The organism is Commensalibacter intestini A911, from assembly GCF_000231445.1.
In the GTDB taxonomy this organism is placed as follows: domain Bacteria; phylum Pseudomonadota; class Alphaproteobacteria; order Acetobacterales; family Acetobacteraceae; genus Commensalibacter; species Commensalibacter intestini.
On the sequence record NZ_AGFR01000003.1, the window covers coordinates 176,561 to 196,812 of the forward strand.

18 protein-coding genes are annotated in these 20,252 nt (G+C 37.8%); 9 read left to right on the forward strand and 9 right to left on the reverse strand.

Annotated elements, in window-relative coordinates; genetic code table 11:
* Positions 1–217 precede the first annotated feature (217 nt).
* The 5 genes from rpoD to rplI all read left to right on the forward strand — a co-directional run bounded on the left by rpoD (position 218) and on the right by rplI (position 4,402).
* Complete coding sequence (rpoD, locus tag CIN_RS01160) at positions 218–2,221, forward strand: RNA polymerase sigma factor RpoD (protein WP_008853217.1); 2,004 nt, start codon at positions 218–220, stop codon at positions 2,219–2,221.
* 69 nt (positions 2,222–2,290) lie between these two features.
* Positions 2,291–2,872, forward strand: a complete 582-nt coding sequence (locus tag CIN_RS01165; protein WP_008853218.1) for a GNAT family protein — start codon at positions 2,291–2,293, stop codon at positions 2,870–2,872.
* Between the two features lie 152 nt (positions 2,873–3,024).
* On the forward strand, positions 3,025–3,510 hold the full coding sequence (gene rpsF, locus CIN_RS01170) for a 30S ribosomal protein S6 (protein ID WP_040363657.1): 486 nt from the start codon (positions 3,025–3,027) through the stop codon (positions 3,508–3,510).
* A gap of 3 nt (positions 3,511–3,513) precedes the next feature.
* Positions 3,514–3,789: a 30S ribosomal protein S18 gene (rpsR, locus tag CIN_RS01175; RefSeq protein ID WP_008853220.1), complete on the forward strand. Its 276-nt coding sequence runs from the start codon at positions 3,514–3,516 to the stop codon at positions 3,787–3,789.
* Between the two features lie 13 nt (positions 3,790–3,802).
* Positions 3,803–4,402, forward strand: coding sequence for a 50S ribosomal protein L9 (gene rplI, locus CIN_RS01180; protein ID WP_008853221.1), 600 nt, complete (start codon positions 3,803–3,805; stop codon positions 4,400–4,402).
* A gap of 147 nt (positions 4,403–4,549) precedes the next feature.
* On the opposite strand, the gene rsmA is transcribed toward rplI, so the two are convergent.
* The 9 genes from rsmA to cysQ all read right to left on the reverse strand — a co-directional run bounded on the left by rsmA (position 4,550) and on the right by cysQ (position 15,414).
* Complete coding sequence (gene rsmA, locus CIN_RS01185) at positions 4,550–5,386, reverse strand: 16S rRNA (adenine(1518)-N(6)/adenine(1519)-N(6))-dimethyltransferase RsmA (RefSeq protein WP_040363658.1); 837 nt, start codon at positions 5,384–5,386, stop codon at positions 4,550–4,552.
* A complete protein-coding gene (locus CIN_RS01190; RefSeq protein WP_008853223.1) occupies positions 5,337–6,785 on the reverse strand; it encodes a peptidylprolyl isomerase in 1,449 nt (482 codons plus the stop codon). Before CIN_RS01190 ends, rsmA begins: the two co-directional genes overlap by 50 nt.
* Entirely contained in the window at positions 6,782–9,043 is a 2,262-nt protein-coding gene (locus CIN_RS01195; protein WP_008853224.1) for an LPS-assembly protein LptD, read from the reverse strand. The genes CIN_RS01190 and CIN_RS01195 overlap by 4 nt, the downstream gene beginning before the upstream one ends.
* A gap of 113 nt (positions 9,044–9,156) precedes the next feature.
* Positions 9,157–10,275, reverse strand: a complete 1,119-nt coding sequence (gene lptG, locus CIN_RS01200; protein WP_040363659.1) for an LPS export ABC transporter permease LptG — start codon at positions 10,273–10,275, stop codon at positions 9,157–9,159.
* A gap of 3 nt (positions 10,276–10,278) precedes the next feature.
* Positions 10,279–11,433 (reverse strand): LPS export ABC transporter permease LptF, encoded by a 1,155-nt coding sequence (gene lptF, locus CIN_RS01205; RefSeq protein ID WP_008853226.1) that lies wholly within the window; start codon positions 11,431–11,433, stop codon positions 10,279–10,281.
* A gap of 207 nt (positions 11,434–11,640) precedes the next feature.
* Positions 11,641–13,068, reverse strand: a complete 1,428-nt coding sequence (locus CIN_RS01210) for an FAD-binding oxidoreductase (RefSeq protein ID WP_008853227.1) — start codon at positions 13,066–13,068, stop codon at positions 11,641–11,643.
* A 13-nt stretch (positions 13,069–13,081) separates the two neighbouring features.
* Positions 13,082–13,618 carry a hypothetical protein gene (locus CIN_RS01215; RefSeq protein ID WP_008853228.1) on the reverse strand — a complete coding sequence of 179 codons (537 nt, stop codon included), beginning with the start codon at positions 13,616–13,618 and terminating at the stop codon, positions 13,082–13,084.
* Positions 13,619–13,620: 2 nt separating this feature from the next.
* Positions 13,621–14,604 carry an L-threonylcarbamoyladenylate synthase gene (locus CIN_RS01220; protein WP_008853229.1) on the reverse strand — a complete coding sequence of 328 codons (984 nt, stop codon included), beginning with the start codon at positions 14,602–14,604 and terminating at the stop codon, positions 13,621–13,623.
* A gap of 6 nt (positions 14,605–14,610) precedes the next feature.
* Positions 14,611–15,414 (reverse strand): 3'(2'),5'-bisphosphate nucleotidase CysQ, encoded by an 804-nt coding sequence (cysQ, locus tag CIN_RS01225; RefSeq protein WP_008853230.1) that lies wholly within the window; start codon positions 15,412–15,414, stop codon positions 14,611–14,613.
* Between the two features lie 287 nt (positions 15,415–15,701).
* Between cysQ and CIN_RS01230 the strand changes: the two genes are divergently transcribed.
* The 4 genes from CIN_RS01230 to CIN_RS01245 all read left to right on the forward strand — a co-directional run bounded on the left by CIN_RS01230 (position 15,702) and on the right by CIN_RS01245 (position 20,247).
* Positions 15,702–16,067 (forward strand): TM2 domain-containing protein, encoded by a 366-nt coding sequence (locus tag CIN_RS01230; RefSeq protein ID WP_008853231.1) that lies wholly within the window; start codon positions 15,702–15,704, stop codon positions 16,065–16,067.
* Positions 16,068–16,279: 212 nt separating this feature from the next.
* Positions 16,280–17,755 (forward strand): leucyl aminopeptidase, encoded by a 1,476-nt coding sequence (locus CIN_RS01235; RefSeq protein WP_408734803.1) that lies wholly within the window; start codon positions 16,280–16,282, stop codon positions 17,753–17,755.
* Between the two features lie 12 nt (positions 17,756–17,767).
* Entirely contained in the window at positions 17,768–18,229 is a 462-nt protein-coding gene (locus CIN_RS01240; RefSeq protein ID WP_008853233.1) for a DNA polymerase III subunit chi, read from the forward strand.
* 155 nt (positions 18,230–18,384) lie between these two features.
* Complete coding sequence (locus tag CIN_RS01245; protein WP_040363660.1) at positions 18,385–20,247, forward strand: LTA synthase family protein; 1,863 nt, start codon at positions 18,385–18,387, stop codon at positions 20,245–20,247.
* Positions 20,248–20,252 lie beyond the last annotated feature (5 nt).

The following is a 20,252-nucleotide window of genomic DNA, read 5'->3' on the forward strand; positions in this document are numbered from 1 at the left end:
TCTTGATTTATCCTAATAAAACATCATTTCTATGTAATGATTTATTTTTGGCTATAACAGTTGTTCCGCTAACCCTTCGTAATATACAAGTATAGGGTTTAAAAGAGCCAATAAAAGAGTCAGTGAGTTGTAGTTTTATTTATTGATCAGTTGTTTGTTAATATTTAAAAAAATAGCGCTATATTAAGTAGTATCTATTTATTCTTTGAGGCGGAAAATGGCAGTAAAACCAGCAGGAAAAAATGACGGAAATGCAAATGATCGTGAAAATGACACGGCGTTGTTGGATGTCAGATCTGCAGATGTAAAAAAATTAATCAGCAAAGGTAAGGAAAGAGGATACGTTACCTTAGATGAACTAAATGCGATTCTTCCTCAAGATAAAATGTCTTCCGAACAGATTGAAGATGTGATGTCTGCATTTTCTGAAATGAATATTCAAATCATTGAGAATGAAGAAACAGAAGACGATAGTAGTGATGAAAGTGGTGAAGAGGTTGATACAGATGCCGAAGCTGCTGAAAGTGATGAAGACGGTGAAAGTGAAGGTGCCGTTGTCGCTGCTGAATCGACTGCAGGTCGCACTGATGATCCGGTTCGAATGTATTTACGTGAAATGGGAGCGGTTGAGCTTTTGTCACGTGAAGGCGAAATTGCTATTGCTAAACGGATTGAAGCTGGTCGTAATCAAATGATCGGCGGGCTTTGTGAAAGTCCGTTAACATTTAAAGCAATCATTGGTTGGCATGAACAGTTAAAAGTTGGTGATGTTCTTCTGAGAGATATTGTTGATTTAGAAGCTACGCAAACTGAGTACGATCAGTCTGATTTATCAGAGATGGAAAACTCTTTGAGTGTATCAGGGGCTGAAAGTAATGATGAAAATGATAGTGAAAATGAGAACGATGAAGAGGGAGATGAAAGTGGAGAGGATTCTAATGAAGAGAATAGTCTTTCTTTATCTGCCTTAGAAGAAAAGTATAAAGATGAAATTTTCGGTCATTTTGATGAGATCGAAAAGATTTATACAAAACTATATCAACTTCAAGTTCAACGTTTAGATGTAATTCAAGCTGGTGAAAAATTAACACCAGTTTTTGAAAATGAATATGAAGACCTTCGGAATAAATTAATTATAGAGGTTCAGCAAGTTCATCTACAGAGTAGTAAAATCGATTTTTTAGTTGAGCAACTGAAAACTGTTTCTAAGAAATTAGCTACTTTAGAAGGTAGTATGCTTCGTATGGCAGAGAAATGTAAAATTTCTCGTGATGACTTTTTATCAAAATATCATGGTTATGAACTGAATCCAGATTGGATGGATGCGGTTCGTGGTTTGCCCGGAAAGTATTGGAAGCTCTTTGTCGAACGATATGAAGACGATGTGAATAAATGTCGTGATGAGATTGCTGAGCTTTCTCAAAGAGTTGGTTTGCCGATTAGTGAGTTTCGTCGTGTGTTCTCTACAGTTTCTTATGGCGAAAGAGATGCATCTCGTGCTAAAAAAGAAATGATTGAAGCAAATTTACGTTTGGTTATTTCTATTGCTAAAAAATATACAAATTGTGGATTGCAATTCTTGGATTTAATTCAAGAAGGAAATATTGGGTTGATGAAAGCGGTTGATAAATTTGAATATCGCCGTGGTTATAAATTCTCAACTTATGCAACTTGGTGGATTCGTCAGGCGATTACTCGCTCGATTGCAGATCAAGCCAGAACGATTCGTATTCCTGTGCATATGATTGAAACAATCAATAAATTGGTTCGTACGTCTCGTCAAATGCTTCATGAAATTGGCAGAGAGCCTACTCCGGAAGAATTAGCTGAGAAGTTAGGCATGCCTTTAGAAAAAGTCAGAAAAGTTCTGAAGATTGCTAAAGAACCTATTTCTTTGGAAATTCCGATTGGGGATGAAGAAGACAGTCACTTAGGTGATTTTATCGAAGATAAAAGTGCTGTTATTCCTTTGGATGCTGCTATTCAAACCAATTTAAGAGAAGCAACAACTCGTGTGTTGGCCTCTTTAACCCCAAGAGAAGAACGTGTTTTACGGATGCGTTTTGGTATTGGGATGAATACAGATCATACATTGGAAGAAGTTGGACAACAGTTCAATGTGACTCGTGAGCGTATTCGTCAGATTGAGGCAAAAGCGTTACGCAAGTTAAAACATCCAAGTAGAAGCCGTAAATTACGTTCTTTCTTGGATGATAATTGATCTTATTCTAATTTTTAAGATATAAGGAAAGAGGGGATTTGCCCCTCTTTCTTTTTTTATGTTGAGATAATGTCTGCAATTAATAATATTCGCCCAGCTACGCCAGTCACGGTTGCCATTACTTTTTTAAGAATGGATCATCCGCCTAAGTATACATTATTGGATTTGCCTGAGGGATATGTGTTAGAGAAGCTTTCTTTTATTCCGATCCCTTTATATCGATATATTTATGGAACGGTGGGTAGAGAATGTTGTTGGTGGATGCGCAGGGTATTATCTGATCAATATTTAGAACAGTTATTCTCTGATCCTTTTGTTGAAGTTTATGTGCTTAAAGATCCAAAGGATATTATTTCTGGTTTTTTTGAACTGGATTGTCGTTTAAAATCAAATGTAAATATTGCCTATTTTGGGTTAATGCCGCATTTGGTGGGTAAAGGGATGGGAACGGCTTTTTTTCATCAAGTTTTACGATATGCTTGGGGTAAACATCCTCGCTGTTTACGGATTAATACGTGTAATTTGGATCATCCAAGAGCTCTGAAGCTTTATAAAAAAGCTGGTTTTGAGCAATTTAAAGTAGAAACAGAACTCTGGAATATCCCTGATGTTTTAAACCTTCCTATTCCTAAAAAATTTCTAAAAAAATAAGATAAACACTTGCATTCTTTACCTGTTTGTGCTTTTAAGAGAGTTCTTCCCTGCCAAGGTTTTACGGCTATACCTTGGCTATACCCAAAAGATGGAAGAATAATCAGTTTTGACTGATTTTATTGGGTTGAAGTCAGCCGAAGGGAGATAGTATGCCATTATACGAATGCGTGTTTATTGCACGTAATGATGTCACTCAACAACAAGTTGAAGATATCGCTAATGGAGTTGCTTCTTTAATCGAAAGTGAAGAAGGCTCCGTACAAAAGCGCGAATATTGGGGATTACGTAACTTAGCATATCGTGTTAAGAAAAATCGTAAAGGCCATTATATGCTTTTAGGTGTTGATGCAAAAGCAACAACCATTAAAGAAATCGAACGTCAATTGAACTTGAATGAAGATGTTCTTCGTTTCATGACATTGCGTATTGATGCTATTGATGAAGCACCATCTGCAATTCTTTCTCGTAAAGGGGATGACAGCAGAGATCGTTCTGATCGTTCTGACAGATCTTCAAGCAATCGTTCTTCTAAATCATCAGGACGCTATGAAAGCGGCCGTAAGAATGTAGAAGATGATTTAGGTTCTGATGACAGCAGTTTTGCTGTTGATCAAGCTGATGAAGTGGAGGCATAGTCAATGTCAGAAACAGCTCAAGTAAATCCAGCTGCACGTCGTGTTGCGGTGGGGGCACGTCGTCCTTTCCATCGTAGACGTAAAACATGTCCTTTTTCATCTGCGAATGCACCAAAGATCGATTATAAGGATATTCGTTTATTGTCTCGTTTTCTTTCAGAAAGAGGCAAGATCGTTCCAAGTCGTATCACAGCAGTTTCTGCAAAGAAACAACGTGAATTGGCACAGGCAATCAAACGTGCTCGCTTTTTAGCATTATTGCCTTACGTTCAAGACTGAGGGAGAAGAGATTATGGCTGCAACTGAAGTTATTCTACTTCAAAGAGTAGAAAAACTAGGGCACATGGGTGATATCGTTAAGGTAAAACCTGGTTTTGCTCGTAACTATTTGCTTCCTCAAGGTAAAGCAATCCGTGCGACGGCTGCTAATCGTGAACGTTTCGAAAGAGAACGTGGACAATTAGAAGTGCAAAACGTTAAACGTCGTGAAGAGGCAGAACGTCTCTTGGAACGTTTAGAAGGTCTTGCAGTAGTTATTATTCGTCAAGCTGGCGAAAGTGGAAACCTTTATGGTTCTGTAACTGCGCGTGATATTTCTGAAGCTGCTGCGAAAGATGGTGTATCTTTCTCTCGTCAGCAAGTTGAAATTGCACACCCAATTAAATCATTAGGTTTGTATCAAGTTAAAGTTCAACTTCATCCAGAAGTTCACTTGGATGCAAAAGTTAATGTTGCTCGTTCTGTTGAAGAAGCTGAACGTCAAGCACAAGGCGAAGTGACACAAGTTGAAGTAGCACATACACATGTGGATGCTGAAGCTGTTGAACATGCTAATGCTGAAATGTTAGAAAATGCACCTGTTGCTGAAGAAGCTGCTGCTACAGCAGAATAATCAAAACAGCATTTGAATATTGAAAAAGCGGAGGCAATTGCTTCCGCTTTTTTTATGTTATTTATATTTAAATTATTATGACGATATAAATTTTAGCTGTGTATTGAACTAAGATAGATAATAAAATTAAAGAATAAATAGTTATTGTTAGGCGTTAATTGCTAGATGTAAGCGAGCAAGTTGGTCAAATTCAGCAATCGTTAATGTTTCTGCTCTTCTTGTGCTATCAATATTTGCAGCAGAAAGTAAAGTTTCTCCACCAATATTTTTTAATGCACCTTTTAGCATTTTCCGCCTTTGACCGAAAGCAGCAGCAGTCACTTGTTCCATAGCTTTAAAAAGCTCTGGAGATGGTTGCTCAGCTTTTGGTAGTACATTAATGACCGCTGAATAAACTTTCGGAGGAGGAGCAAAAGCGCCCGGAGGAATACGCTTCATAATCATACATTCCGCAACCCATTGTGCAATCACAGACAATCTACCATAATATTCGGTATTGGGAGCCGCACAAATACGCTCAGCAACCTCTTGTTGGAACATTAAGGTCAAACGTGTCCATTGCTGTCCTTGCTTTAACCAGCCTAATAACAGAGATGTGCCAATATTATATGGAAGGTTTGCAATAATTTGACGAGGTGAATCACAAAGCGTTGTTAAATCTAATTTTAAAGCATCATGTTCAACAACTTGAAAACGTTCGGGGTAGAAAGGTTGTAGTTCATGTAGTAACTGCAAAGCTCGTTGGTCAACTTCAATGCCAATAACCTTTTGAGCAGGACTATCCAACAAAGCCCTCGTTAAACCACCAGGGCCAGGACCAACTTCGACAACGTTTTTGTTGGTTAAATCTCCAGCCAAGGCAATAATTTGCTGATTAATCATGGGGTCTAACAAAAAATGTTGCCCCAATGATTTTTTGGCGTGAAGATTATACTTATTTATGCTTTCTTTTAGGCTGGGTAGCTGGTTTTGCTGTAGAGTCATCAGGTGTATTTTGCATTTGAATAATCGCTTGACGATGTAAGTCGCGATCTAATTGTTGAGATACTTGTTCGACACGTTGGCTGAGAAGTTGGTTTGCAATTTCACTTGTAGAAATATCTGCAAGGTTTTTCTTTTCACGAGAGCAAACCATAATTAAAGCAATCCCGTCAATGGAAACTAATGGTTTACTAACTTGTCCAGGTTGTAGACCTTGTAAAACACCAGCCATTTCAGGATTCATACGTTCTAATTGCATTTCACCAGGATCAGAAGGGTGTACATTGCCTGCTTTCTGGTTTGCTGCTTCTACTTGTTGGCAAGTATGTAAAGAATTTTTTAATTGATTGACTTGATTTAACACGCTTACTTGTTGAGGAGTTGGGTGTTTAGGATCTAACTTAGAAGAGAATGGGAGGAATAATTGTCGGATATTCATTAATGTTCCCATTTCATTACCAATGGTACGCTTTCCGCTAAGCATTGCAATAATATATCCGCCTGCAACTTTAATAGGATTAGAAATTGCTCCAATAGGCATTTTATTGACTAAAGCAACCACTTCTGGGTCTAAACTATCTGGTTGTACCCACCCTAAAGATCCCCCTTGTAAAGCACTTTGTGCTTGAGAGAATTGTGCCGCCACAATTGGGAATGGGGCACCATTTCTTAATTGTTGAATAATGGTTTGAGTAAATTGAAGTTCTTGTTCTGGATGGCGTGCATTTTCAACAGGAACAAAAATTTCATTTAATAAATATTCAGGCTGACCAACTTCTTGTTTAAGTGCCTTTTGTCTTTGTTCAACATCTTGGGCAGTTATACGGTTTTGACTGCCGAGTTCTTGTTGAATGACTCTACCCCAGCCGAGTTGAAGGCGAATTTGATCAATGAGTGTGCTCATTGATACACCATCTGCAGAAAGACGATTCCTTAGTGCATTTGGTGGCATACCATTGCGTTTCTCGATGTCTGCAATGGCTGTAGCGATTTGCTCAGGAGAAATATTTACGTTTCGTCTAAGCATTTCTTGAGTATGGAGGCGTTCTGTAATTAATTGTTTAATTAATTGTGGACGCATGCGTTGTAACACTTCAGGGGTTAAGTGAACGCCAGCCGTAAGTTGGAATAGTTGTTCTCTATTGTTAATGTCTCTTTGTGTTAAAAGTTGACCATTAATAATTGCAACAATTTTACTTTCTGTATCAACTTGCGCATCAGGTATAGAATACCCTTTTCCCATTGCATGAGAGTTAATGCTAGAAGATGTAGCTTGAGGATGTTTATGCGTGGTAGTGATTGCAAATGCAGCTGTACTTAAAAAAGTACTAGCTACTGCCAAACAAATGCCTAGCTTATATTGAGAGCGTAAAAAGGAAACTTTATGTTTTGTATAGATCATCCGTTAATTCCAAAGGTTCCAAGCGTTTTAAAGGTTAGCATAAACAATATAGTATCCACATTGTCTTCACCATTAATCATTGTGTATTGTTTAAGATAGATGACATCCATGCTGAAACAGTCATTTTTATAACCAGCAGAGCCCCCCATAGCAACATTTTCTTTTCTAGATAAACTACGACGGCCAAAAGCTGAGGCGTGCCAATGATCCCAATCTGTAGATGCTCCTAAGGTTAGTTCGCTTGTTCTTTCTTTATATAAATAAGATGGACCATTCTTTGTAAAAGGATTTCCAAAATAATAATAATATGGCGTAATAGGCTCGTAAAGATAACCCCCATTAATACCAAAGTGACGGAAACCGGCATTGAAAACGCCTTCACCATAGGTGATATCACCACTATAAGGATCTACACGCCCTCTAACTGTTGTGCTGAAAAATTGAGTGGGTGAAAAGCGTAACCGAGCAACAACGTCTGACATATGGCGACTAACCCCAGAGTTCTGAGGAAGATTTTTATTGACATGTTCTAGGTAACTTTGCCCAGCTAAGAAATCAACTTGATGTCCATTCCAAGACCAATTGCTGTGAATACCCACGTTGGCTCTTGCACCACCATCTAAACGATCTGTTCCTTGATAACGGTTTAGAGCAAATAATGTTGTATCAGAAAATTCATAGGCCAAGCTGTCCTCGTTTGGCATAGCCCAGTTTCTTCCGCCTTTTGCATGAGGAGCTGCAATGAGTTGAACAATAGGTTCAATAATTTGTGTGCCAGAAGAATCACCTAGTTTAAATTCTCTGAGGAAAGGCCAATTCATTTTTACAGCAAGGGTAGGGAGTGCCTGACCACTAACATTTGTTCCTCGTTTATTTAGATAAAGAGGCATTTCATTTAGGTCTGTTGCTCTATAAATATTAGAATCAACATGGAGGGTAACTAACCATTTTTGTCCGAAATCCGTGTCAAATGGACGATCCCAATTGAGTGTAGCTTGTCCTCTTTGATCTGAAGCACCCGTTGGTCGGTAAATGACAAAATCAGTTGTATTAAAAGAGAAACGTCCCCCTAAGGCATCTGGTTGTCCTAAAAAGCTGTAGGTATAGCGAGGTAATACAAAAGGTAAGTCTGAATCGTTAATAACACCACGATTTAGCCCTTGATATCCTTGCATGGTGATTTTTGAGTAAGCACCTTCACCAAAACCTTCTAAATAGAGGTTAGATCCTAATGTATCTTGACCATATCCATTAATACGATAATCACGCATATAATCCGCAGAAGTTGCAACGTTAATATTTGCACCATATCGCCAGTTTTGATTTAATGCCCATTCGGTTTTAAGGAATAAATATCCTTGAGCACCATTTCCGTTATTGTAAATGGTGTCGCCTACAGCATTTTTCCAAGAACCTTTGTTAACTGTATCGTCAGCAACCCCACCTTCGACGCGTAGCATGCCTTGATTGAAGCGTGCGCGATAAATTGCACTCAATTGAGGTCCTGTTTTGGTTGCGAATAAAGGGATAAAGGTTAAATCAGACCATTTATTCATTGCCCAGTAATACGGGATTGTGGTGTAAGCTCCCATATACTTACCGCTAAAGTTAATGCTGGGGATTAATAAACCACTTTTACGTTTAACAGATGGGTCAACAATAGAGAAGAATGGCATGTAAAAAACAGGAACACCAAAGAAATCGATGAATGTATCAGAAAAATCAATGCGTTGATTTTCCATATCTCGAATAGCTTGGTAAGAGCGCAGTTGCCAAAAAGGAGCTTTTTTAGGATCTTTTTCACAAATAGGGCAGGCCGTATAAACAGATCTACTGAAATCGTGTACTTTTCCACCTGTGCGACGTGCACCGTTTGCAGCAAGTTTTCCATTGTCTGCAAGAAGCGCATAGACTTGGTCCATAACGCCTTCGCGCATATTTTCACCCAATTGCACATGTTGGGTAAATAAAATCTCCCCATCAGGTTCAATCATAGACACATTACCATCGGCATTTGCTATATTTGTTGTGCGGTTATACGTTACTTTATCTGCACGTAGGACGTGATCATTTTGCCAAATATGGACATCACCTGTCCATGTTACTTCACCTGTTTTAGCATTATAAGAAACATTATCTGCTTGGAAAGTAATAGGGTCTTTTCCTGTAAAAGGAGCGCCATTAGATTTTCCAATATTAGAAGTCGCAATTTGCATTTGTTGTTGTGCAAAGGCATTTTGGTCAATAAAAAAGCTCATACTCCCTACGGATCCGCTGATAACGCTGATCAAAAGTAAGGTTTGATGCTTATTTTTGCGTGCTAATTTTCGAGCTAATTTTTTAAAGAGTGAAGGTGAAGTGTAATTGCGCATTAACCATCTTCCAGGTGAATAAGAAGAGAAATTGCTAAACAAAGTCCAGCAGCAGTAGGAGCCCAAGCAGCGATAAGTGCAGGAAGAGCACCAGATTCACCAAATTGCTCAGCAACTTTTGAAATGGTGAACAAAGCAAATCCAGCAGCAACTCCAGAACCAATCATTCGTGCAACCCCACCTCTGCGTGTAGAGCGTGTCGCAAACCCAGCAGCAACCAAAGCCATTGTGCTTGCCAATAAAGGCTGAGCCAATAATGCTTGGAAACGTAAACGGTGACTAATAGAAGAAAAGCCAGATTCGTTTAATAAATGAATAAATCCTGGTAAAGACCAAAACGATAACGTATCAGGAGATGAAAAGCTTTCTTCTATGTTTAATAATGACAGATTTGTTGGCAATTTCATGGTTCCTAAATTGACAGGAAGTTTATCTGGTTTAATAGAAGTCGCATTATTCAATACCCAATATTGATTATGTTCTAAATATCCCGAAGGTGATTCAATACGAACCAGTAAATGGTCGTTATCGTCAAGTCTGAAAATGCTAATTCCGTCCATATGTAGGATCTTATCTTGCACTTTCACTGATTGAGCATGTAAAATTGCAACACCTTTTTGGTCTAATTCTTGATCTGACTGCCGAACCCAAAGAGAGCCTCCAGATAAATTAGTAAGTTTTCCACCATTAGTATTAAGGTAAGTTTGATCAAGAATTTCAGCTTGGCGGTATAGGTTTGATGAAATAGGGGAAATTATCATAATAGAGAATAAACCTAATCCAAAAGCGCATGTTACAGGTGCCATTAGAAATTGCCATGCAGAAATTCCTGCTGCACGTGTAACAATAAGTTCAGAGGAGCGCGTCAGTCTCCAAAAGCAAATAATGCCGCCTAATAAAATACCAAAAGGTAAAATTTGCATACAGAAATTAGGGATATGATAAAGCGCGATAGAGGTCGCGATACTCGTTGATACATGTGGTTTTGTTGCAACGCGACGTAATAGGTCAATAAAGTCAAATAAAGAGACCAAAGCTGTCAGCGCTAAGATCATAGAAATTGATGCGAAACAAAACTGTTTAGCGATATAAATGGAAATAGTACGAGCAGTGAACATATTTTATCTTTCCTTTCTAGGGGAAGATAATGGAATAGGTTTATTATTCTTTGAATTGATGTCTGGTAAGAACAAAATGCATGAGGCAATAATTCCAGGAAGAATGGCAACAATCCATATAACAGGAATGACTGCCATATTTCTGGTTGCAACATTTTGAACGATAAGAATTAACGACATTAACCCTACAATGGTAAAAATAGCGCCTAAGGGTCTTACAATATTTCCATATCGTGCAAATCCTCCTCTTAAAACGCTGACTAATGCGATCATTGTAAAGGAGAGAATAGTTAAGGGAGAAGTTAACCGTCGATGTGCCTCAACAGCGAGTTTTCCGTAATCTCGGTCGAAGACTTCTTGTGCGTTCGGATGTAATAACTCATAGAGTGACATCTCTGTTGCGTCTTTAAGGCGTGCAGATTGTTCTTTATTTGAAGATAGATCGATTGTATTACGCTCAAAATTTAAGACATTTAAACGTCCTGTTTTTTTATCAATAACTTCTCTGGACCCGTTTAAAAGAACAACTTGGGGTTTATCGTTAATGATAACAATATTACCGCTTTCTGCTAAAATAGTGGCTTTATTCGTTGGTTGTCGATCGTCTTCAACAAGAATACCTTTTAGGATACCGTTATGATCTTTTGATTTAATATAAACAGTTAAATTATCGGATACATTTGTAAAAACACCCTCTTGTAACATGAAGGCAGCCATCTTATTTCTAATCTTATATTCAAATTTTCTGAAAGAATGGTAAGAGGCGGGAACAATCCAAATATTCAGTAAGTAGCATAAAATAGTGGCAATGAGAGCACAAATCATTCCTGGTTTTGCAAGTGCAAATGAGGACATGCCCGCGGCTCGCATAACGATAATTTCTCTGTCTCCAGCTAAACGATGGTAAACAAATTGCACCACAACAAATGTTGTAATTGGTAAAATAACAGCAATAAAAGAAGGTACTAACAATCCTGTTAGTTCAAGGAATACGCCAAGCGACAAACCTCGATCTACAACAAGCGATACGAACCGTAAAGATTGTGTAAGCCAAATTAATGCTGCCAGCCCTCCTGTTGTGGCCACTAACGCAATCAATAATTGATGTAAAATGTAGCGGTCAAACATAGGGAGACGCAAGGAAGTAAATAAACGCATATGAAAATTATCCTACCTTGTTCCCTAGATATTTCTTCTTTACTATTAATATGGCGAAAAAGAAAATAAAAACTGTAAATAACATGATGAAATAGAGATATTTCACTATTGCGTTTTATTACATCAACAGTGAAATATCTTTATTTTTTGTCAAATAGATTAGATTAACAATTTATGTATATCGTTCAAATTAAGACATTATTATGATTAATGCTCTTTATTTGGAAAAATTTTCTCAGGATTGAAAATATTTTGAGGATCTAAGCTTTGCTTAATTTTTTGCATGAGTTCAAGTTCCACACCACCTCGCCATGACGGCATCATATAATTTTTTAGTTGTCCGATGCCATGTTCTGCTGAGAAAGAACCTTCTAGGTCATAGACAACTGCACAAACGGCATCCATAAGGTTATGACTTTTATTCATAAAATCCTCGCCGTCACCATTTTCTGGTTGAACAAGGTTAAAGTGGATGTTGCCATCCCCTAAATGTCCAAAAGGAGCCACTTGTATTCCTTCACACAACTCCTCACATGCTTTGGTTGCACGTTCGATAAATTCAGGAATGGAGGAAATAGGAACGGAAACATCGTTTTTAATATTTGCTCCAGACAGTTTTTGAGATTCAGCTTGTTCCTCTCTAAAACGCCATAGATTAAGACGTTGGGTTTCGCTTTCAGCTAGGACAGCGTCAAGAACGATTTCGTCTTCAAAAGCTTTTTCTAAAACCGTTTCAAATAATTCTCTTAATCCATCTCCTTGTGCTGGAATGGCAAGTTCGACAACAATATATACAGGTGCTTTTGTTTCTAAAGGAAATTTAAGTTCAGGGAAGTGCTTACAGACAAGATCCATACCTTTTTGAGAGATATATTCAAAAGCTTGTAAGGCTGCAGGGTTATAACTGTTAAACAGGTGCAGTAAACGTAAAGCATGTTGTAAGTCTGGAACAGCACAAAGAGCAACTTCTGTTGAGCGCGGGTAGGGGTGTAGATGTAAAACAGCAGCTGTAATAATCCCTAATGTACCTTCAGATCCAATGAAAATTTGTTTTAATGCATAGCCTGTATTGTCTTTTCTAAGGCGGCGTAAATTATGTAAAATTTGACCATCAGCAGTAACGACTTCTAAGCCAAGAACAAATTCTCTGGCATTTCCATATCGCAATGTATTGTTGCCACCTGCGTTGGTTGCAATGACGCCACCAATTTGAGCTGAACCTTGAGAGGAAATAACAATCGGTAGATATAACCCAGCATTTTTTGCTGCATTTTGAGCTTCTTCTAAAATTACACCAGCTTCTAAAGTAATCGTAGAGTCAATGGTATCAATATTACGGATTTTATTCATACGGCTAAGGCTAAGCACAATCTGATTGCCTTGTTTGGGTGGGGTTGCACCACCAACAAGGCTTGTATTACCACCTTGAGGAACAATAGCAACATCATGTTGAGCGCATAGCTTGACAATATTAGCCACTTCTTGAGTGGTCTGTGGTCTTAATACAGCAATACTATTTCCCTGGAAAATTTGTCGCCAATCTGTGTTATATATTTCTGTATCTTTGGGATCAGTAATAATTCCTTGAGAGCCGACAATATCGGTCAGGGCATGAATAAAACTATTAGTATCCATAAAAATTAATCCATTAATGAAGGTAAATCGTATTATCGGGTAGATGTGCTGTAGAGGTAAGGTTGGTAATAACTAGAGCACCAGCAATTCCACAAAATAAGCCGCAAAGTAAAGCAACAAGAATAATAATATTTCTAAAAGGAAATTTTTCTGCAGCAGCAGAAAGGGAAGCTTGCATTTCTGCTCTTGAGCGTTGTGTTAGAAGAAGTTCTGAGCGTAGCGCCTCATTTTGTCGTCTTAGATTTCGAAGGCTTGCATCAAGTTGATTGATGCTTTGAGTAAGGTTTGAAATTTGAGAACGTGCTTTCAGTAAATCTTCAGAATTATTGGCTTTTCTAGATTGTGTGCTACTAGCTCTACTTTGAGTCGGTGGGTTATTGGCAATATTTGTAAAAAGATTTTTTAGTGCGCCACCTGTGGTGCCGTTTTTTTTCGCCCTTTTTTTTATGGCTTCTAAGGCATTAGCAGATTGTCCTGGCTGATCCTCTAAAACCAAAGCAAGAATATCAGCAAGGACTTTAAGCTCTTTTGGGTCTAATTTTTGATTCATCTTTACTTATTTAATCTCGGAGCTGCAGCACGTGTAAGTCGATCACAAATAGCTAATCCTAAACCAGAGGTTGGAATGGGCATAACAGCTATTCTTTTTAATCCTAATTCTTTTCCATGAATATCTAAAAAACGTAAATATGCAAACAAATTTTGAGCTGCCTCTTCTAGATTGGCAGTAATACTTAGATTTTTACATAAGCCAGTATGTTCGATTGGTTGACCAAATGCAAGTAGGGCTTCATCACGGGCAACGTTTTTACAATTTAATCGAACAGGTAGAGACGGAGCATAGTGAGAGCTTAATTGACCTGGAGCAATAATTTTAGTTTCAATAGGTTGGCTTTGTGTGATTGGGCCACAAATAGGGATTAGTTGCTCCAAAGAAATCCCTCCAGGACGTAAAAGTTTAGGTGTATCAGTGCTTAAATCTAGAATAGTACTTTCTACACCGACTTGGCAGGGGCCAGAATCAATAATTGCATCAATTTTATTGTTAAGTTCTTGGAATACATGTTGTGCTGTTGAGGGGCTAATTTTTCCAGAACTGTTAGCAGAGGGGGCAGCTATTGGTTTTTTGCTATAATGTATGAGTTGTCGAGCAACGTGTGTATTGGGAATACGAACGGCCATGGTGGATAGGCTAGCAGTTGCTACAGGGCTAATTTTTACAGGGTTATCAAGTTTTTGATTAAGTACTAGGGTTAAAGCGCCTGGCCAAAATTTTAAGGAAAGTTCGAGAGCAAGTTCAGTTTTTTGTACGAATTGAAACAGATGATCGGTGTCAGAAAAATGAATAATTAAAGGATTAAAACTGGGTCTGCCTTTAGCTTTATATATTTTTTGCACAGCCAATGTATTGGTTGCGTCAGCGCCCAATCCATAAACCGTTTCTGTTCCAAAAGAGACAAGTCCACCTTGATTAATCAGGGTCGCAGCATGTTGAATATCAGAGTTTGAATCAGAAAGAAAAAGGGTTGTTGTCATCTTTTATTAAACGTTAAAATTATTTAAATAATTATCGATTAGGCTGCCAGAGCAAAAATAAGGCGGAATACGCCTTCCTTCTTTACCATATTGTAAGGGTTGGTTGTCAAATGTTCTTAGGTAACCCCCAGCAGCCTCTAAAATGGCTTGAGGTGCAGCAGTATCCCATTCCATAATGGAGTTAAAGCGGAAGTGTAAATCTGCTTTACCTTCTGCGATGCGTAAGATTTTAGAAGCTGATCCCATACTATGAATAGAATGGGCAGGAAATCCTTGTAATGCTTTGCTGAGTTGAGCATCGTTGGCGTGATTATGAGAAGTTATAATACGAAATCCATCTTTGGGTACTGGGCTGACATGAATAGGAATGTGCTGTCCATCTGGATCAATACGCCAAGCGCCTTGACCAACGATTCCACAAAAAATTTCATGATAAGCAGGTAAAGCAACGACGCCCATTACGGGTTTATGATTGCGAATAAGGCCAATATTGACGGTAAAATTCTTGCTGCCTCGGATAAACCCTTTGGTTCCATCAAGAGGATCAACAAGCCAGAACTCGGACTGTGTCTGAGTTCTGATCCCTTGAGACATTTCTTCTTCGGCAATCACAGGGATAGAGGGTGCATATTCTCTTAATCCATGAAGGATGAGACTTTCAGAGGCTTGATCGGCTTGGGTTACAGGACTAGCGTCTGATTTTGTAGTAACTTCGATGCCTTTGTTGCGGATTTTATTAATGGTGGTTGCAGCTTGTTTTGCAAGATCAATGGCTAGCGTCATGAGTTGTTGATCAGAAAATTGGTGCATAATTCAAATCCGAACTTAAATAATTACAAGCAGTTTTACTTAAACTAATATGATTATCAAATTTAAGTGAATGTTATTTTTATAGTTGAATTATTACTTGGAGAATATATCAAAAATATCACTGCGATTAGATATTTGGTGAATATTGTATAATTTAATGAGTTTATGCCATAATAACGAGTATATGACAGTTGTTGTTGATTTTATCAAATATTTGATTAATTCGCTTATAAAACCGTAATAAAGCAAATAAATATCATTTAGTCGCAGTCAAAAGAGAAGCAAGTATGGATAATATGGTTTATTGTAGAAAATGTGGAAAGCAAATTTATGAAACAGATGCTTTCTGTCCGCATTGTGGAGCTTCACAAAAAGGGGGTGATGCTCCTGTTACGTCTAATACTGACGCCAATGCGAATGTGAATACAAATCCTCAAGTTGGTGGAATGTCTCAAAAAAGACTAGCCGCCGCGTTATTTGCTTTCTTCTTGGGTGGGCTAGGGATTCATAAGTTCTTTTTAGGACAAATAGGGATGGGAATTGTCTATTTGCTATTTTGTTGGACATTGATTCCTGCTCTTATAGGCCTTATTGAGGGTATTCTCTATATTTGTATGTCTGATGCTGATTTTGAAGCTAAATATGGTAAATAAAGCATAAATCACTAGATTGTTATAAAGTTTATTAGAAGGATCATTATTATTTATAATGATCCTTTTTTTATTGAGATAGCCTTTATAATTTGATCTTAGAAAATAAATTTCTTTGCTCTTTGATACACATGTTAGATATTTTTGATATAGTGAAGATAATATAGATTAATTTAATTGAATTATATTTGAAATTTACAAGGATTATATTGATGATTCCAACAGTCAGTTTTGCTAGTTTAAAGAAACCTGAAAAAGGGGATGTTGTTCTTTTTGTTTTTGAAGGCAGAGAGCATGGTGATTCCTTTCGGGTAATCAATAAAGCATTAGATGAAGCGTTAACACGTGCTATGGATGCTGAAGATTTCACAGGGAAGCATGGGCAAGTTTGTAAGCTTGTTGCTCCAACAAAAGATTACACACATGTTGTGATTGTTGGTTTGGGTGTACAAGAAGAGTTTTCTAATGATAAAGCTCGTCAAGTGGGTGGTGTTGCAGCAAAAACCTTAAAACATAAAACAACAGCTTTAACTGTGATGGTTGATTGGGAAATTGCAGAATATGCGACTTACGTTGCGTTAGGTGCTTTGTTAAGTGTTTATGAATTTAATAAATATGCTACTGAGAAAAATAAAAAAACAGATGTGAAACATTTGAAAGAGATTCATGTGTTAACTTCTGATTTTGAAGGCGCACAAAAAGGATGGGGCAATATTTCAGCCGTTGCCGAAGGATCTTATTTAACTAGAGATTTAGTGAATGAGCCTGCTAATCATTTAACACCTCCAGTATTTGCAAAGCGTATTAAAGAGCTTGAAGCATTAGGGATTTCTGTTGAAGTGTTAAACAGAGCAAAAATGCAAGAATTAGGATTTGGTGCATTATTAGGGGTTGCTCAAGGTAGTGATGCAGAACCTCAAACGGTAATTATGCAGTGGAAAGGTAATCCAGAAGATAAAGAGGCTCCAGTAGCATTCCTTGGAAAAGGGGTTACTTTTGACTCTGGTGGGATTTCCATTAAGCCAGCTGGCGGTATGGAAGACATGAAAATGGATATGGCTGGGGCTGCAACCGTTGTTGGGTTAATGAAGGCACTGGCAACTCGTAAAGCCAAAGCAAACGTGATTGGTGTTGTTGGACTGGTTGAAAATATGTTGTCTGGGAATGCTCAGCGTCCTGGAGATATTGTCACCAGTGCATCAGGTCAAACCATTGAAGTTTTAAATACAGATGCTGAAGGGCGTTTAGTATTGGCTGATATCCTTTGGTATACTCAAGACCGCTTTAAACCTCGCTTCATGATCAACCTTGCGACTTTAACAGGTGCAATTGTTGTTGCTCTTGGATATGAACATGCAGGATTATTCTCTAATAACGATGAATTATCTGAACGTTTATTAACGATTGGAAATGATATTGGTGAGAAAGTATGGCGTATGCCAATGGGGCCTGCATATGATAAAGCATTAGATTCACAATTCGCGGATATGCAAAATATTGGTGGACGTGATGGAGGTTCTATTACAGCGGCTCAGTTCTTGCAACGTTTTGTCAATAAAACACCTTGGGTACATTTGGATATTGCTGGCACAGCTTATACTGGCAAAGGCACAAATAATGGTCCTAAAGGAGCAACTTCTTTTGGCGTATGTTTGTTAAACCAATTGGTTAAAGAACATTACGAAGCTTAAGGGTTCCTAAATATGGCCTCTGTTGGCTTTTATCACTTAACTAAAACAAGTTTGGATCAAGCATTGCCAGCTCTTTTAACCCGCACGATGCAGGTAAAAGAGCATGGCTTAGTGCTGTGTAAAGATGATCAACAGGTAAAGTTATTAACAGAGGCTTTATGGCGTGTGACGCATCCCGTGTGGTTGCCACATGGGTGTCATACTTCCAAACACCAAGATATTTCTCCTGAATGGCAACCAATATGGTTGACAGTATTTGAAGAAAATTTAAATGAGGCTGCTTTTTTGTTTGTAGTCAAAGGGCAGTCCTCTATTTCTTTATCTCCTTTTAAACGTGTCTTTGATTTATTTGATGGCAATGATGAGCAAGCCGTGCAGCAAGCACGCGAGCGGTGGCGCTCTTTGAAACAAGATGGGCACGAGCTGACCTACTGGAAGCAAACAGACAAAGGGTGGGAACAAGGAGGCAAGTAGCCTTCTATGTTTTTTGTTTATTTCTTTAACAAAATCTGTATATTCTTGCATTTTTTTACGTTAGTGAATAACAAGTTATTTTATTCATGAGTCAATGAAGTGTTTCCTAAGGATAAAGGAATAAGGCCCTGTCTTTATTTGTATTGTGCTTATTATTGTTATTCGTCACGTTGATCGGGGTGCAAGGGGGCATAGCAGCAAAAAGATACTATCGAGGATCGATCTTAACAGATTTAGAAAATGTTCCTTTGATTGCATCTGTTGTTAGCTGTTTCTTTCTTTCGATTTATTTAGTTTTTTCCTTTGCGACAACATCATTATCTCTTCCTATCATAGGAAAACTCTTTGGGGTTAGTTTCTATCTGGATACATTAAACGCCTTTTGTTTGCTTTGTGTCTTTCTCTGCGGTGGGTTATTCGTTTTTTTTAAACGCTCTTTAGGGTGCTCTCATTACTTTCTTCTCCCTTATGTTAATGTGCTTTTCCTACTTTTATCAGGGAATTTGTATTTTTTTACAGGTCTTTTATCTGTTCTTATTTTAATGACTTATGGGTTATCTGTTGGGCGAAGTCTTTCACCATTTATTGCTTTGGCAAGTTTGTTGATTGTAGTGGTGTTATTACCTGGGCAAGTAGGAGATAAAGGGAATTTTGCACCATTATCTTTTGACGTTTTAAGACAATCTTCTTTTTCTCCAGTTATTTTATTTTTTATCTTAGTAACGAGCTGTGTTCTGATTGGTTTATTGCCGTTTTCTCAATGGAGAATGAATATTTCTCGTCAAGGAAAGGGTGATGCTGTTTATAGCTTTATGCATCTTTTATTATCCATGACAGGGATTTATTTACTTCTACGGTTTTATGTTGATTTAGGTAGAAATAACGAAATGTTATTGTTTTCGTTTTTAGTCGAAGTCATTGGTGTGTTCGCAGCGTGCTATGCTGGATGGCAGAGCTTGGTTGTGAAGACATTTCAAGAACGGATAAGCTGTTTGTATGTGTTAAGTAATGGTGTTTTGGTGCAAACGATCGGAATGATGACATTCTTTATTGCACCAGAACAACAAGAATGGTTTTCTTTTGCGAATGATATTCTTGGTTATGGAATGTTCATTCAATTTATTGGATTCACGTTTGTTTTTTTACTTTCTAATTTTCTTAAAGAAACGCAAGAAAATCAAGGAACAGAAGTTATTTATGCACCTATTTTAATTTCGTTATTATTATTGAGTTTTTTGCTGTCTGGCCTTCCTCCATTTGCAGGGTTTTCTGTGTTGTGGGGAAATCTACAGTTACTTTTAGCCATGCCATCAGGACATCATTTGGTAGAAACTTTGCTAACGACGATGCTGATTGGGTTCAATGCGGTTATTCTTGTGTTGTCTTTATTAGGATGGATGAGGACAATTTTAACAGGAGGAATAGCCTCTTTACAAAAAGCAGTTTATGAGTTGCCTGATTATTTTTCTTCAAAGACATTTGTAGAAGTTAAAATTGGTATTGCGTTTTTGTTTATCACTGCGTTGCTGCCAGGGTTTATATTTTTATTAGTGCATTCAGTGCCAACGAATGTCATGGGGTTATCAGATATATCTCATAGTTTCTTTAGTTTTAGCCTCGTGGGGCAACAAGCAAGGTTGATGCCTTGGATGATTGCGCTTTTATTTACGTTGATTGTGATGATTGTTGGATGGATTGCACATAGAGAAAGAAAAAAAGCACCAACTTTCTCTTTAAGAGATTCCTGTGCGGAGACAACCCATCACCATTCTGTTGTTGAGGAAACAAGTTTTTCTTTTGGACAGGCTAGTTTTCAAGCCATGTTGGAAAGACGTTTTTCATTTATTAATGCTTTGACGACTGTGAATTATACAATTGGAAAATATTGGTTGTTAATAAAGAAAAGATGCTTGAAATATACGCATGTTCTTAACGTCTTCCTCTGGCAATATCAGAATGCGTGTTTATTATTGATGATTGCGCTTGTTTTACTTTCTATCAGTGTGATTGCAAGGTGATTTCA

Excerpts from the sequence above, each read along its gene's own strand:
- CIN_RS01240 (WP_008853233.1), top strand. The coding sequence starts at position 17,768 with ATGGCCTCTGTTGGCTTTTATCACTTAACTAAAACAAGTTTGGATCAA.
- rpsF (WP_040363657.1), top strand. The coding sequence starts at position 3,025 with ATGCCATTATACGAATGCGTGTTTATTGCACGTAATGATGTCACTCAA.
- CIN_RS01230 (WP_008853231.1), top strand. The coding sequence starts at position 15,702 with ATGGATAATATGGTTTATTGTAGAAAATGTGGAAAGCAAATTTATGAA.
- CIN_RS01220 (WP_008853229.1), bottom strand. The coding sequence starts at position 14,604 with ATGACAACAACCCTTTTTCTTTCTGATTCAAACTCTGATATTCAACAT.
- rpsR (WP_008853220.1), top strand. The coding sequence starts at position 3,514 with ATGTCAGAAACAGCTCAAGTAAATCCAGCTGCACGTCGTGTTGCGGTG.
- CIN_RS01195 (WP_008853224.1), bottom strand. The coding sequence starts at position 9,043 with ATGAGCTTTTTTATTGACCAAAATGCCTTTGCACAACAACAAATGCAA.
- CIN_RS01215 (WP_008853228.1), bottom strand. The coding sequence starts at position 13,618 with ATGAATCAAAAATTAGACCCAAAAGAGCTTAAAGTCCTTGCTGATATT.
- rsmA (WP_040363658.1), bottom strand. The coding sequence starts at position 5,386 with ATGACTCTACAGCAAAACCAGCTACCCAGCCTAAAAGAAAGCATAAAT.
- lptF (WP_008853226.1), bottom strand. The coding sequence starts at position 11,433 with ATGCGTTTATTTACTTCCTTGCGTCTCCCTATGTTTGACCGCTACATT.
- CIN_RS01190 (WP_008853223.1), bottom strand. The coding sequence starts at position 6,785 with ATGATCTATACAAAACATAAAGTTTCCTTTTTACGCTCTCAATATAAG.
- rplI (WP_008853221.1), top strand. The coding sequence starts at position 3,803 with ATGGCTGCAACTGAAGTTATTCTACTTCAAAGAGTAGAAAAACTAGGG.
- CIN_RS01165 (WP_008853218.1), top strand. The coding sequence starts at position 2,291 with ATGTCTGCAATTAATAATATTCGCCCAGCTACGCCAGTCACGGTTGCC.
- lptG (WP_040363659.1), bottom strand. The coding sequence starts at position 10,275 with ATGTTCACTGCTCGTACTATTTCCATTTATATCGCTAAACAGTTTTGT.
- rpoD (WP_008853217.1), top strand. The coding sequence starts at position 218 with ATGGCAGTAAAACCAGCAGGAAAAAATGACGGAAATGCAAATGATCGT.
- CIN_RS01210 (WP_008853227.1), bottom strand. The coding sequence starts at position 13,068 with ATGGATACTAATAGTTTTATTCATGCCCTGACCGATATTGTCGGCTCT.
- cysQ (WP_008853230.1), bottom strand. The coding sequence starts at position 15,414 with ATGCACCAATTTTCTGATCAACAACTCATGACGCTAGCCATTGATCTT.